The sequence below is a fragment of the Candidatus Borrarchaeum sp. genome (genome assembly GCF_019058535.1).
Lineage (GTDB): Archaea > Asgardarchaeota > Sifarchaeia > Borrarchaeales > Borrarchaeaceae > Borrarchaeum > Borrarchaeum weybense.
Genome location: NZ_JAHPYX010000005.1, coordinates 1 through 14709, shown reverse-complemented (window position 1 = coordinate 14709; position 14709 = coordinate 1). Strand labels below are relative to the sequence as shown.

7 protein-coding genes are annotated in these 14709 nt (G+C 36.1%); 3 read left to right on the top strand and 4 right to left on the bottom strand.

The features are described from left to right. Positions 1–4 precede the first annotated feature (4 nt). The 4 genes from QVB70_RS00230 to QVB70_RS00215 all read right to left on the bottom strand — a co-directional run bounded on the left by QVB70_RS00230 (position 5) and on the right by QVB70_RS00215 (position 9994). On the bottom strand, positions 5–1156 hold the full coding sequence (locus QVB70_RS00230; protein ID WP_287582198.1) for a hypothetical protein: 1152 nt from the start codon (positions 1154–1156) through the stop codon (positions 5–7). Between the two features lie 187 nt (positions 1157–1343). After that, positions 1344–5942, bottom strand: coding sequence for a helix-turn-helix domain-containing protein (locus QVB70_RS00225; protein WP_287582196.1), 4599 nt, complete (start codon positions 5940–5942; stop codon positions 1344–1346). Positions 5943–5956: 14 nt separating this feature from the next. After that, a complete protein-coding gene (locus tag QVB70_RS00220; protein WP_287582195.1) occupies positions 5957–8263 on the bottom strand; it encodes a hypothetical protein in 2307 nt (768 codons plus the stop codon). Positions 8264–8266: 3 nt separating this feature from the next. After that, positions 8267–9994, bottom strand: coding sequence for a hypothetical protein (locus QVB70_RS00215; protein WP_287582193.1), 1728 nt, complete (start codon positions 9992–9994; stop codon positions 8267–8269). A 233-nt stretch (positions 9995–10227) separates the two neighbouring features. On the opposite strand from QVB70_RS00215, the gene dapA reads away from it, so the two are divergent. The 3 genes from dapA to QVB70_RS00200 all read left to right on the top strand — a co-directional run bounded on the left by dapA (position 10228) and on the right by QVB70_RS00200 (position 14516). After that, on the top strand, positions 10228–11133 hold the full coding sequence (dapA, locus tag QVB70_RS00210) for a 4-hydroxy-tetrahydrodipicolinate synthase (protein WP_287582191.1): 906 nt from the start codon (positions 10228–10230) through the stop codon (positions 11131–11133). A gap of 133 nt (positions 11134–11266) precedes the next feature. Beyond that, positions 11267–12742: a V4R domain-containing protein gene (locus tag QVB70_RS00205; protein WP_287582189.1), complete on the top strand. Its 1476-nt coding sequence runs from the start codon at positions 11267–11269 to the stop codon at positions 12740–12742. Between the two features lie 178 nt (positions 12743–12920). After that, on the top strand, positions 12921–14516 hold the full coding sequence (locus QVB70_RS00200) for a 2-isopropylmalate synthase (protein WP_342766524.1): 1596 nt from the start codon (positions 12921–12923) through the stop codon (positions 14514–14516). Positions 14517–14709: the final 193 nt, after the last annotated feature.

Here is a 14709-nt window from a genome sequence, read left to right as displayed (position 1 = left end):
GACTTCATCCCAAAGGCTTTTTCCAAAGCCCTACTTTCTCGAAAAATTTATCATACGCGATTAAAATTACTAACCAAAGTCCTTGAAATATGAACGGGATTTTATTGTAAAAATGATCACTTTCATTGAGGATATTGCCACCTAAATAAATGTAATATACGTAATAACTCAAAAGCGCTAATATAAAAACCAAAAGAGTTCTCATAAAGATATTAAATCGTTTATCATATTCGTGAGGCCAATTACCGCAGTAGAAAGCCCAGAAATATATCCATGATATTATGAATATTGAAAAGTTTGCAGCATTTCTTAGATACCAATCATTACTAGGACTCTCCCATAGAAACCAAGACTGGGTAGATGCTAATGCAAGAATTGCATAGAAAATATAGCCACCAATTAGGCAAATTGAACTTGCTAATATTCCTTGATATGGTTGATTTTTTATTCTCTCAATTGGCCAATTTTCCCATAGTATACCTAAAAACAGCGTAACTGCTAGGGCGCTGTAAAGATACCCAATAAAGGCGTTAAGACTTATAACTTGTTTAAATTCACCATTTGCGATTTGTGCCGGGAGAACAAACCAAGCATAGGTTAAAACTAGAAGAAAAGTGCACCATAAAAACTCAAGAACTCTTATTTTGTATTTATTAAGCTCGTTTAAAGGCCAATGTCCCCAAAAAAACGACCACAATAAGTAGATGAAAATGCCTGTCGATGATATGAAAAATAAAGAAGTATCTTTCACTTTATTAAAAAGCGAGCTAATTTCACCCCATACTAATGTAATATATGCAATAATTACAAACATAACCACAATATTTGCGGTGAAAAGAGCTAACCCTGTCTCTTTTTCTCTTATTTTTAATTTAGTCTTTAGAAACTCTTTGAATTCCATCTCTGGATCAATGAATTGGAGATAGAGGATTATTGATAAAATAAATAAAAAGATGTAGTTGAGGACAAGATCAGCGGAAGCCTCTTCATACAAACGGAAAGTTTTCCAAATAAAAAACTCGCCTTCGGGATCGATAAAAAGCCACCAAATAAAAAGCGATAAAGCGAATGTAAATACGAAAGCTAAAATTGATGTAATAATGGGATTATATCGTGGGATGATCTCAGTTTCTTTTTCTGTTGATTGAAATGCCATTCTTGTCATCCTCGAATTTCTTAGTCATTGAAAAGGTTATAGAAGTTTAATTTTCAAATATTTCGTATTTCCCAGTATTTCCAATATCTACTTATATTTCATATTCTTCGGGCTGTAATGAATAAGCACTACTAAGTTAAAAAGATGAGTGAAGTTCAAAAAAAATGGAAGAAAGACTGTTGTGTTCCTAAATCGCCTTACTTTTCGCGGTGTATCCCGATAATAACTCACTATTTATCAGTTCTATCAAATGGTCATTTGTCGACAGGATTCCTGTTAGATCTCTTCCTTTTACTGCTGGCGCTATGAGAACTTCTTCGCTATCTCGCGAAATTACATAGATCTTCGGATCAGGATAGTTTCTAACTCGGACATTTCCACGCTCTTGAAGTTGCCCTGCATCTTTCATATTAGCTTCAGCTAATTCTGTAACACATGTGACACGTATCGTTTTCTTAATATTTGATAAAGAATCTACTGGTATATCTTCAAATTTTGGCGTTACTAAAATGAGATTTGCTTTTGTTCTGTCTATAATAGCCTTTATGTTTAAAAGGATATTTGCATCCCCAACCACACGGTATGTCTGTTCAACTGGCAAAGGTTCTGCTTTTCTTGAAAGTTTTTGAATTGTGCCTAGCACACGGGCTGCCTTATTGCTTGCGGCTACCGCAGCTTCTAGTTCAGACGGGATTACATTGACCACTTCAGTTAATTCTTTTTCGATTCCTTCGACTCGATTAGTGACTATTTGGAGCAGTTCATCTTTGTGGGTAACTACAGTGCCTTCATAGTTCTGAATTTGTGAAGAAGTTGTCTCAGATAATTTTTCATTAAGTTGTTTTGTTGCTGTTTCGACTTCTATGCCTAAATTCTCCAGAAATTCATTAATGTTGTCAATACTACTATATATGTTCTCGCGGTATTTTGTAGTTTGTACAGAGAGTAAATTAGAGAAGGATCCCTTAAAATCAACAGTTCCTTCAAGGATCGTTGTTGAAGGCCTTGATAAGAGTTGATCCAATCTTGTGATTATCTGCTCCAGTCGAGTATCAAATTTTGCAAGATAATCTTTCCCGCTGGCTATAAGTGCGTCTTTTAATTCGTCTACCTTTTGTTTTACGGATGTATTCGCTTGATCCAATATCTTATCGAATTTAGTTAGTATCGTCTCAATATCTCCAGTAATTATCCCCTCTTTCTCCCCTAAAACGTCAAAAATGGTCTTTTTGATCTCAGAGATCTCGGAATCTGCTTCTTTGACTTTTTCATTTACGCTAACGGAAAGTGTATCAAGTTCTGTTGTAACCTCTTTAAGTTCCGTGGCTCCTTCTGTAGTTTTTTCTAACTTTTCAAGAAGGGCTTTTGCTTGAGGTTCAAACTTTTGTATGATATTCGAGTCAAGTTCAGCTAAAGTTGAAGCCGATTCATCTAATGTCCCTGATAGTTTGTTTAGCATATCTTCTGTCTCTGAAAGTTTGGTGTTAAGTGTTGAATTAAATCCCGATACTTTTTGAATAGTTTCTTCAAGTACATTCAATACAATCTCTGATAGATTCTGTTTCAACTCCATCAGATGTGATGTCGAAGCACCTATCTTCTCCTCAGTTATTTTTTCAATTAAAGTTTCAACAGATTGTTCAGTTTCCGTTTTTCTTGTATTAATTTCGTCTTCAGCTTTTTCTTGTAACGCTGAGTTATTGCGTTCTATCTCTGCTCCCTTTTCGTTTAGGATAGTATTCGTATTCTCTTGTAGAGAATTTAAATTGCTTTCATTTATTTCTTTAAGAGAGTTTGCTAGAGACTCAACATTCGTTTTTATCGTGTTGAGCAGTGAATCCTGCGCTGTTATCTCTTCAATGGTTCTTGTAGTTGTATTCATTTTATGTTGTATCAAAGTAGATACAATCTTTTCTTCGTATTGAGAAAATGACTCGTTGAACTGTTCTACCCAACTATTGCTGGATTCGTGATTCGCGTCTCGAAGATTTTCAAGGATTTTAGTGAGGGCATCGCGTAAATTGGTCGTAAGTTCCTTCCTTTCATTCATGTTTGACTTTAATTGTGAATCTATTTGTTTTCCAGCCGTTTCTAAACTCTTAGTGTTTATAGTAGCTGTTTTTTGAATTTCTTCAAAAGCAGTTTTAGCCTCATTAAGTTTCTCGGTGAGTACTTTTCCAGCAGTATAGGTCATTTCATTGATCGCTTCTTTATTTTCTTCCAATCTGAGCACAACAGATTCTTTAGCCTCTGAATTATTGGTTTTTAAACCATTAGTGAAGCGTTCTAACGCATTCTCTATCTCTTTTTGAAAAGCACCTTGGAAGGTGGATGCAAAGTTTGAAACGATTGTTTCATAGGTTGTGTTCATTTTTTCAAAATTGGATTCGGCGTCTTTTTCTATGGTCTCCACTCTGTATGTCATATTTCGGCTAATATTATCCAATAGGGATGATACTCCCACCTCATACGCATCAGTATTCGTGTTTATTACATCTCTGACCTGTGCCCTCAATGACTGCAATTCCCCCTCCATTGATGCCAATTGATCCATAAATTCCTCTAATCCTGCCTTGCGCAAGCCGAATAAACTGCTGGCTTTTTCTTCGGTCTTCGTTTTTAAAACTTCAACGATAGACAAGAGTCGTCCAGAAGTGTCCGCGAAGCGTATGTCAAGTTGACTTATTCGATCCTTATGCTCCTCTAACTCTTTCTCGATGACATTTGGTACTTCATCTCTTATTCCCATGCTTTCTGTGAGCAGATTGTCGATGAACGTTTTCATAAGTTCCATATTTTGCTTTTTTGACTCCTCCAGTTGTTTAAGCACATTTTGAGAGGTTTCCTCAATATGGACCGCAGTTTTTCCTTTTACATCTGTGAACTGCTTGTCCATATTTTTATTGCTAACCGAGAACATCTCTAAAAGATCTGTCTGGGTCTTTTCATTTGATTCTTTTAGTTTTCCGTGTTCTATATTGAATTGTTCTTTAATTTGTTCTTGTGTTGTATCTATAGTTGTATTCGCTTTTGTGATCATTTCTGAGAGTGCTTCATCAATTTCTTTAACTATAGTTTGATTAGCATCTTTGACTTGTGAAATTGCTTCTTTTAATTGATCAGTTGTTTTTGTTAACAGGTCAGCATCCTTTTTTTCACTTTCTTCTAAAGTTTGAGAGATTAATTCCATATTTGCTTTAATTTCTGTGGTTATTTTTTCCTGGTTCTCTTCTGTTAACCTCGTAGCGTCATTAACAGAATTTTCAATAAGTACGTTCGTAGAAACAATACTATTATTCACAACATCTGATAATTCATATGCAAGAGTACTAAATCTCTCCTGTAAACGAGTGCTACCTTCAAAGAATTCTTCTAACAGTTGCTCCATCGATTGTCCAACAAGTTCGTTTACCTTACTTTTCGCATCTTTAATTGTTTGTGAAACCACATCTAAAAGCTCTTTTTGCGTTGTTTTCGCGTTTGAGGCATGTGACTTCAAGAGACCATCAAAATCACTTTTTAGTGAACTTATCTCAGTTAACATTTTGTTAAGGTTCTCACTAATTTCTTCCTTTAACTGGTTCATCTTTGCAACAATATCGTCTCTCTCTGTATCTACAAATGTCTCTACTTGTGTATTAAACGCTTCAATCTGCGTTTTTATTACTTGATCAAGTGAAGTTACGGTATTACCAGCAACTTCAATTTTTGTTTTGATTATTTCAGCAAAAGATGATATTCCTTTTTTCGTTTTGTTTATAATTTTCGTATTTTTTTTCTTTAGGTCCTTAATAACAGCCTTAACTTCAGCGAGTGAACTTTTTAACATACCACTGCTTTCATCTTTGAAGGTCGTGAGTTTAGTATCTATATTTTGGAGCTGTTCATTAAATGAATTGGAAATATTAGAAAGAAGTGTATTGAGTTTTTCCTTAAACGCGTCAATAGATGAAATCGTAATGTTTTCTGTTTTTTCTTTAGCATCCGTAAATCCAGTTGTATAAACCTGAGTTAGGTTGGTCAGCGTTTCACTAGCATCTTTCTTAAATTTTTCAACATCCTCTACATCTGTCTCCTCAGTACTTTCAAGAAGCTGTTCGCTCTTTTCTTGGAAGCGTGTAACGTTTGCTTTCCAATCATTTATTTGTTCTCTAATGGCTTCTGCCAATTGTTCGTTTAGTGTCTGCATTTCGACTTCAAATTCGTTTGAAGTATTATCTAATGCATCAAATAATGTATCTTTAAGTCCGGTCAACGTCTCTTCAAACGCGGTATAATTATCTTTTAAGGTGGTTGTTATTGTTTCTCTATTTTGATCCGCATCAGATTTGACGTGCTCGCCGAAATCCATTGAAATTGAATCAATCTGTTCTTTGGTTACATCAACGTTTTTCTTGAATTCTTCAAGATGTTCATTAATTACTGCAGATGTAGATTCCTGGAATCCTTGAAGTTGCGATGACAACGCGTTCTTGACTTCATTCCATTTAACTGTTATCTCGTCGCGTACATTTGACAGTCTTTGCGTGAGATCTTCTTCGACTTTTTCGCTTAAAACGATTCGTGGTTCCATAGCTACCAGAATGTCCACTTTACCTGGAATCCGACGTATTAGCCCCTTCTGTTCAAGTGCGATCAAATTACTTTGTATTTCTGGAAGAGGGTCTCCTGTATAAAGAACTAATTCCTCTAATGTTTTCGCTCCTAAACCAACGATTGTTTCGTAAATTTTTCTTTCAATTTCATTGAGCCCGATTAATTCGTACACTTCTTCTGCATTAAGCATTATCCAATCTCCTCTTATTTGCTCATTTCTCGTGAAATTTCATCAATTGATTTCTTAGCATCATTAAAATCTGTTTGAACTGGTTTCTTCAGGCGATCTAGTTCCTTACCGATCCGTTCCACACTATTAGAAAGTTCCCGTAAGGATCGTGTCAATGAATTTAATTCTTCTTTCAATTTGTCTTTATCTTCATTTATTGCTGATGAATAAGTGTTTGTTAGATCTGTAAGTTCTTTCTTCGTCCCCTCTTTTTGCCCCTCAAGTGTCTTGGACACATTTTGACTCATTTCGGTGTTAAATCTATCCAGTTTTTCGGTCTCAGCTAGAAGAACATCCAAGAGTCCCTTCTTAGAATCTTCAGCTAAAGATGTCAATTTAGAGATGGTGTCTTCTAATTGAGAATTCAATTTTTCCTTTGTTGTGTCCTGCATGTTTGCATTTGCCGTGGTTATACTATTAATCCACTGAGAAACCTGTTCTTTCATCATATCGCTATGTTCTCTGGTGGCGTCGCTATGTTCCTTTGTAGCTTCATTATTCTCTTTTAGTGCATTACTATGGCTTTCGGAGATAGTCTTTAGCTGAATTCTAATGCTGTCATTAATATCTTTGTTTATTGTATTTACTGTAGTATTCATAGCATCATCACTATTTTTAAAGCGGTCATTAATTTTCTCTTTGATCACTGTTAGCGCTTTAGATACATCTGTAACTGTTCCATTCAAAGCATTTGTAAGATTGTCATTATGAGTTGTCGTTTCCGATTTGTAATTCTCCGAAATACTTGTTAATTCCTGAGCAACAGTTTTTTCTAACTCTTCGGTAGCGTTTATGAAATTATTTTTATGAGAATCCAAGGATTCTGTCATATTTGTCTGTAGATCGGTTGTTGTCGCTTCATGGGTTTGTTTTTGTTCGTTTAATGAGTTAAGCGTATTTTCTTTGAGCCCATTCATTTTAAGTTTAAAATCTTCCATGGCTTTCATTAGGAATTCTTCAGTTTCTGCCTTAATCTTCTCTACGTTATTTTTGTGGGCTGAAAGAGTGTTATCTACTATTGTTATGAAGTCCCCTTCATAAGATTCGCAGACTTCTGCTACTGTAGCAATATTTTCTAAAAAGGCTGTTCGCATTTGCGAGTTTAGGTCGTGAATTAGTTCCTCGATCCGTGTTAAGATATCTTTAATGCCTGTTTGCATCTGATCTTGGGTAACTTCAATTGTACCTTCAATATTTTCAAGACTTTTAACCAACTTTTCACTGAAAGCTAATTCAAGTTCTTCTTTCTTTTCGGCAAATTGCTGTTCTTGAAAACTCATTAACTCAAAGGCTTTTTTCATCATGCCGGTTTCTAATTGGGTTTTCACTTCACCTATTTTTGTTTCGAGAATATCTGAGAGAAGGCTCTCCACTCCAGCAATAACTTCATTATATGTTTCCTTATGTGTTTCAAAAGTTTGTGATGAGTCTGCTTTTGTCTTTTCAATACTTGTAGAAAACTGAGATCGCTCGTTTTCAAGAAGACTTTGCAGAAGTTCTTTGATAGAATCTGCTTGCTGCATAAGTATGTTTATAGATTCCATAATCAGAGTACTCGATGCATTTTTTTTGCCTTCAAGCATCTCTGAAAACTGAACAGATTTCGCCTCTAACTCGTTTATCAAGTTTTCTCGCGTATCATTAAAATTAGTCGAAAGTTCTGTGTATTTTTGCGTCAATTGTGTGCTTATTCCTTCGTCATGATTCTTGAGGAGTTCTGTAGAAGTCTCATTAACATTCTGAAGTATATCTACTATTTTTTGATGGAGTTGGTCATTAATTTGATTCTGTGTAGTTAGAAATTCACCAAATTTCTCTGTTGCTTCTTGTACCATCCCTTGTGAATCATTTTTCATCTTTGTAACATTTTCATCGAAAAACGTAAGTCCTGCCTGTTCTTCTTTTAGTGCAGCGGTAAATTGACTGGTAACATCATCTATCTGGGGCATGAATTTGAGTTCTTTAAGGATTCCTTTTAGTTCTTCAACCTCTTTAGATATTTCTGAAATTATGGCTGTTTTTGCGTCATCTAGTTTTAGCGCGATCTCCTCTTGCATAGTAGAATTTTGCTTCTTTAAATTCTCTTGGATCTCCTTTGCGTCTTCTTCTATCTTATTTTCGCCTTCCTGAAAAACCTTTTCTCCAGTTGATTTGATTTCTTCATATCCCGACGAGAGTGTCGAATTAAATTCACCAAATTGCTCCTCAAAGGACTTCGAAATTTTATCAAGATCTTTTCTAATCGATTCCAACCTTGTTAGGGCATTTTCTACCTTTGACATTTTCTAATTCTCCTTCTTAGGTTCTATAACTATTTTTTTTGCAAGTTTATCAAACTCTTTTCGATATAATTCATTGTTTATGGATTCTCGAGCCTTTTGACAAACTTTTTTTGCTCTTGCCCCCTCATTCGCTGTCTTGTAAAGTGAATAAGCACGCCTATAAAATAAGCGAGTAAAAGCGTCAAATGACTCTGCAGCGTATACATCTCCAGCTTCCTCATATAACATTGCAGCGTTCCTCGACAACGCGTTCCTTTTCCACTCGCTTCCTATTTTATCATAAAGCCTTGAACCATTTGCAAGAAACTTGCGTGCATAATAGGGTTTTTTAGCCTTTGAAAATCTCTTGGCCATCTCATCACATAAAAGAGCTGCACGTTCAAAATCCTCTATTTTTTCAAAAATTTCTGTGGCATTTGAGAAAAGCACAAAGGCTTCATAAAACATTTCATGTTCCATTAAAGCTTCACCCATGGTGCTATAAGATTCTGCAATTTCTGTAAGAATCGGCGTTTCACGTTGGGCGAAAGCAATATTAGTCAATTCATCTAATTTCTCCTTAATCGGAGTATCTGGTCTTTTTCCTGCACCTATTGATTCTTTAAACAAATCCAAAAGTATATTTGCTCTTCCAAAGATATTCAATCGTTCAGATGTTCTCTTTAATGTTTGAAAAAGAAATTTAGATGAAAAATAGACGAAGGTATTTTCTACCACTAGAAGTTGTTTTTCTTGCAGATCATTCAAGATAGTACTTATATCGTTTTTTAAATCAGAAGTAGCTTCTAGTTCTGACAAAGTATCTAAATTTTCTTTTCGTGAGGCAATATTTTCAAGTATTTTAAGTTCCTCATCATGTAAATCAAATATATCAACTATATTTTCATTTAGAATTGCATCTTTGCATTTATTCCAGACATTTTCTTCTATTGATGCGTTTTCTCTGTTTTCATAGAGATAACTAGTCGCTAAAGTTAGAACAAAGGGGACTCCTCTTCCTGCTCGAATAAGTTTTTCTTTCACATCTTTCGAAATAGTTATCTCATTTTTTGTTTCAACTCGTTTTAAAAATATCTCCGCTTCTTTTGAACTCATCTTTCCAAGGGAGAACATTTCAAGATTTGATTCCAAGTTCTGTGAAGGGATATATTTCATAAACTCATCAGTAATGGAAAATATAATTATAATATTGTATTTTTTTTCTTTCAATTCTTTTAAAATTTCAATCAAAATATGATAAGCGTTTTCAAAATCTCTAATTGCAAAAAATTCCGTATCATCGACTAGAAACATAGCCCAGATTTTTTGCGACTCCAGTTTTTCCTGAACATCGTCTAATCCTCGAAAAAATTCATCAATATACTCTGAGAGTACTTCAGATGTTGTAGTCGTTCCTTTAGGTAGCGGAAGCATATCAAAATCTGCTTTCTTCGAAAAACGTTTTTTCTTTTCGGGCACGAGAGCTACTATTTGACTTTTTAAGTCAGCAAAAAAACTCTCGACGGTTCCTGGGGTGATTGTTTTATAAATAGTCTGGAAACGCTCTATCTGCGCTAACTCCTGAAATTTCATCAACGTAAGACTCTTACCCATACCCCTCTCACTACTAAGAATACCTCCTCGTTTTTCTTCGCTTCCTGTCTTAATTTTTGTTAAAAAGTCTCTAAATCGATTTATTTCGTCTGTTCTTCCTGTGAATAACTCAATATTGGATATTATGGCGTTTTCCATATTATCTCTCCACCATTTCCTATACTTACATACCTAGGACTTTCATTCATTCATCACATAATAATTTCATGATTGATTATTATTAGCATGCTGTCGCGCGCGATAAACTCACCAAAATGGTATATATGCTCATCGCTATAATGTATTCAATTGTTTTTCCGTAGGCTTCAATGAAACCTAAATATGCTTTTACAATTAGTTTGCCACTTCAAATCACTTAGGAGGCATATTTCATGGTTCAAATTAAAGGCATAAACGTACCCGTCGTTACTCCTTTCAAAAACAATGAAATAAATGAGGACGGTTTCAGAACCATAATCAACTATTTGATAGAAAATAAAGTTCACGGTATTATCCCATGTGGGTCAACTGGCGAAACAATCAACCTTAGAATGGATGAACGAAAAAAAGTTGCTGAAATAGCAATTGATGAGGCAAGTGGACGCATATCCGTTATTGTCGGTACTGGTGATAGTTCTACCGATCGTGCAATTGAATTAACAGAGCATGCCGCTGATATTGGTGCTGATGCTGTCCTATTGGTTACCCCTTTTTACTTCAAGCCCAGTCAAGAAGCGATCTATGAATACTTTTCTGCAATTGTATCAACTATTGACATCCCTATTCTCCTCTATATGGTTCCTAAGTTTACTGGTGGCGTAGAAATTGATCCTCAAACTGTGGTGCGTCTACAAGAATACTCAAACATCATAGGAATAAAAATGAGCATAACGGATATCAGAAAAATCTCCACAATGATAAATATCGCATCAAATGAAAGTTTTAACGTGTTTGCTGGAAGTGGAAGTGCTATTTTTGCAACATTGATGCTTGGAGGAATAGGTGCCGTACCAGCTACAGGAAATATTGCAACGAGGATGATAGCAGATATTTATGGTTCCTTTGTTCAAAACGACTTCGAAAAAGCAAGAGAGTTACAATTAAAAATATTACCTCTTGACAACTTTCTTACTGGTCCAAATGGTCATGGAATCCCCGCAATCAAAGTAGGTATGGACATGTTAGATTTAGATCTTCAAGCAGGCATCCCTCGAAGTCCGTTACTTCCAATAACTGATAAAGTTAAAAATGAGTTAGGAAACATTCTCCATTCTATAGGTCTGATAGAAAACCAATAATCTTTCGAACCGTTATTTCCGCAACTTTAAAATGAAGCCTCATCATTGTATAATATTAAGGTAATACACCCATTATGACGTTTGTAGTTTCCAATTTGCTACATCTTGTGAGCGCAACTTAGGTGAACTAATCGTGTCTCAGAGTCAAGTACCAACTCGGATCCTTATGTTTACGTCCCCAGATTGTGCTTATTGTCCTTCAGTTGAGAAACTTTTACAGCGCACAATAGGTTTTGGAAGTGTAGCATTTGCTCACGTCTCTACAATAGATATTAATGAGAATCCTGAGCTAAAGACAAGGTATAAAATTAAATCACTGCCCACTTTGATAATAAATGATGAAAAGGTTCTTAGCGGTCAGATCACCGAGGGCGAAGTTCAGAATGTGCTCTGGAACAAATTGGTTACCACGATTTTAGAACGCGAAAAATCGTATGATATGCGAAAAGAAACTATGCTAGCAATCACAACCAATACACTTTCTTCAGCGCTCGAACTTCAACTTGTTCGACCAAGCATTGGAGACTATACTCATATTGGAGCACTGCAGAAAACAACTTTTTCAATATTAGGGTTAGATGTTTTAGCAACACGCTTATTTTATGAAGCAGGTAAAGATTTAGGCTTATATGGTGCAGATTCTCACCTCCTCTTAAGTTTAAATCCTAAAATCGGAGCTGAAATCAGATCTATCGAAAAACGCTTTAAGCACGTGATCGACGGGATACGTATTTTCTTTAATAGACAAACCAGTAATCTCCCCACGTATTTCAGCGATAGAGTTGATATAGTTAGCCTAGAGGATGATGAAGCCGTGATCCGTGTCTATGAAACTGCATCTTCTACACAAGCTATGGACATTGGTGAACCTCTTTGTCATTTCACTGCTGGCGAAATGGCTGGCATGATCGAAGCGTTACTTGCAGAAAGTGTTACAGTTCGAGAAACGGCATGTTGGGGTACTGGAAACCCATATTGCGAGTTTTACATAAAACTTGCTGGAGAAAAAGAGAAGCCTTATCCTTTACCAAAAAAACGAAAAGATAGACCTGAAAGATTTAAGCAACTGATTGATCGCTCAATGCGTCTTGCTTATGATTCTATCTTCATGAAAAGAAAAATGCGTCCAAATACAGGAGATTACCTGCACCTTGGGGTGCTCCAACAACAACTTACATCACTTAAACTCTCTGATCCGTTTACAGGAAGTTTACTTTACGCAGCAGGACACCAACAAGGTTTAAATAGCCCTGAAATTGAATTTATTAACCGAATTAAAAATAAATCTGCTGAAATTGGAGATATGGAGTTCTTAGAGGCTTTGAAAGTCTTACGAAACTTCTACAATCACCCAAGCTCATTTCTATCACGTGAACATGGCAAGGTTCGTTCACGAAATTTACGAAAAGAAAGTGCTTCGCTTATAATCTATGAACTCGCTTCTGCTACTGCAACTCCAAATGCTGGGGTTAATTTTTGTGATTTCGAAACCGGTAAAATTGCTGGTCTTTTTGAACGATTAACTGGACAAAATATTGTTGCCAACGAATCAAAATGCTGGGGTTTAGGTAATAATTTTTGTGAATTTGACGTCAGCAAAGTGGACTGAAATTCTTATCCTTTAGACAATTTTAATCCTATAGACCGTGATTTCTGATAAATACGCAACTATTTTTGATGATTAAATTCTTAAGTGCACGCCTTAATCATTTCACTATATTTCATCACAATTATCTTGTAGCTTGAGGTGAATGTCATTGACAGAAGGTGAAACTAAAGATGTCTACATAAGCCCATTCATTCAGCAAATCACTGGTGAGGTTAATTTACCACAAAAAGTCTACATTTTTGACACAACTCTCCGTGATGGAGAGCAAACTCCTGGTGTTGCACTTACAATTGAAGAAAAAATACAGATTGCATTAGCTTTGGATGAACTTGGTGTAGATGTTATCGAAGCAGGAATGCCTGTTGTAAGTTCTGGTGAAAGAGAATCCGTTAGAAGAATAAAGCAATTAGGTCTAAATGCCGAGATTGCTGGATTGGCACGTACAAGATCTTCGGATTTGGACGCGCTTCAAGAATGCGAATTAGATGTTGCACACGTTTTCATAGCTACATCTGACTTGCATCTTCAGTATAAACTACACATGACCCAACAACAAGTTATTGAAGAGATTGTTAACTCAATAACTTATGCGCAGGAATTAGGATTTAAAGGAATTGAATATAGCGCTGAAGACGCTACTCGTACTGATCTTGACTTTCTGGTGAAAGCTTATACGACTGCCGTGTCTGCCGGTGCTGACCGAATTAATATCCCCGACACTGTCGGAACAATTATACCACGTGCTTACGGAGCCCTTACAAAAACCCTTACTGAGGCTATTAGAGCAATAAATAAAGATGTCAGAATCAGTTTGCATTGCCATAATGATTTCGGTCTCGCTGTAGCGAATTCCCTTGCAGGAATTGAAGTCGGTGCGAATCAGGTTCACGTCACAGTAAATGGTATCGGTGAACGGGCCGGTAACGCCTCACTTGAAGAAATTGTCATGTCCCTTTATGCGTTGTATGGAGTTCCTACGAATATTAAATTAAAACAGCTCTATAAAACGTCGAAACTGGTTGAAAAACTAACTCAAGTACCGATTTCTCCTTGCCAACCTTTCATGGGCGATAATACCTTCCGTCATGAGAGCGGCATACATGCACATGCTGCACTAGCACATCCACGAACATACGAACCTATTACCCCTGAACTCATTGGAAAACGAAAGGATAGTGAAATTGCAGTTAAAGGCGTTGTAATTGGAAAGCATTCTGGAGCGCATTCTATTCAGGAGAAACTAAAAACATTCGGCATAGAAACAACTCGCGAGCAAACAACTGAAATTCTCGAACGAATAAAAGAAATTGGGGATAAAGGAAAGCGAGTTACAGATTTCCATTTAAGAACTATAGCAGAATCTGTCACTGGAAAAATTGCTGAGCCAGTTCTTGACTTAAAGGAGTTAACTGTTGTCACAGGCTTGCATATCACACCATCAGCTACAGTAAAATTACGGATTAAGCAAAATAGTTCATTTATCGAAAAAGTAGCCTCTGATATCGGAGTTGGCCCGGTTGATGCTGCGTGTAATGCACTTCAAGCAGCGTTTAAGGATATTGTTAAAGATTTTGGCGATATTCAACTAGAAAAATTTAGTATGGATGCAATAGAAGCAGATACTGATGCTTTCGCCACAGTTCACGTTAGAGTTTCTGATGAACAGGGCTTTGTGACGGATGCAAGCGCATCAAAAGAAGACATCGTTGTAGCTAGTATTGAAGCTCTTGTCAACGGTTTTAATCGCCTCTTATATATGCGACGTGAAAGTTAAAAAGAAAAAATAAAGTTCCTTAAAAAAAGAAAAAATTGAATGGGTTTTTTGTATCTCACTTTTCTTCGGGTGGTGGCTTTTTACTAGTTTTTTTAGAACTTGCTTTAGTTTCCTTTGGTGGTACTTTTTTAAGTTCATCTTCCATTTCTGCAACGTCTTCAGCGTCCTCAGGTAACTCCTCTGGAACTTCTTC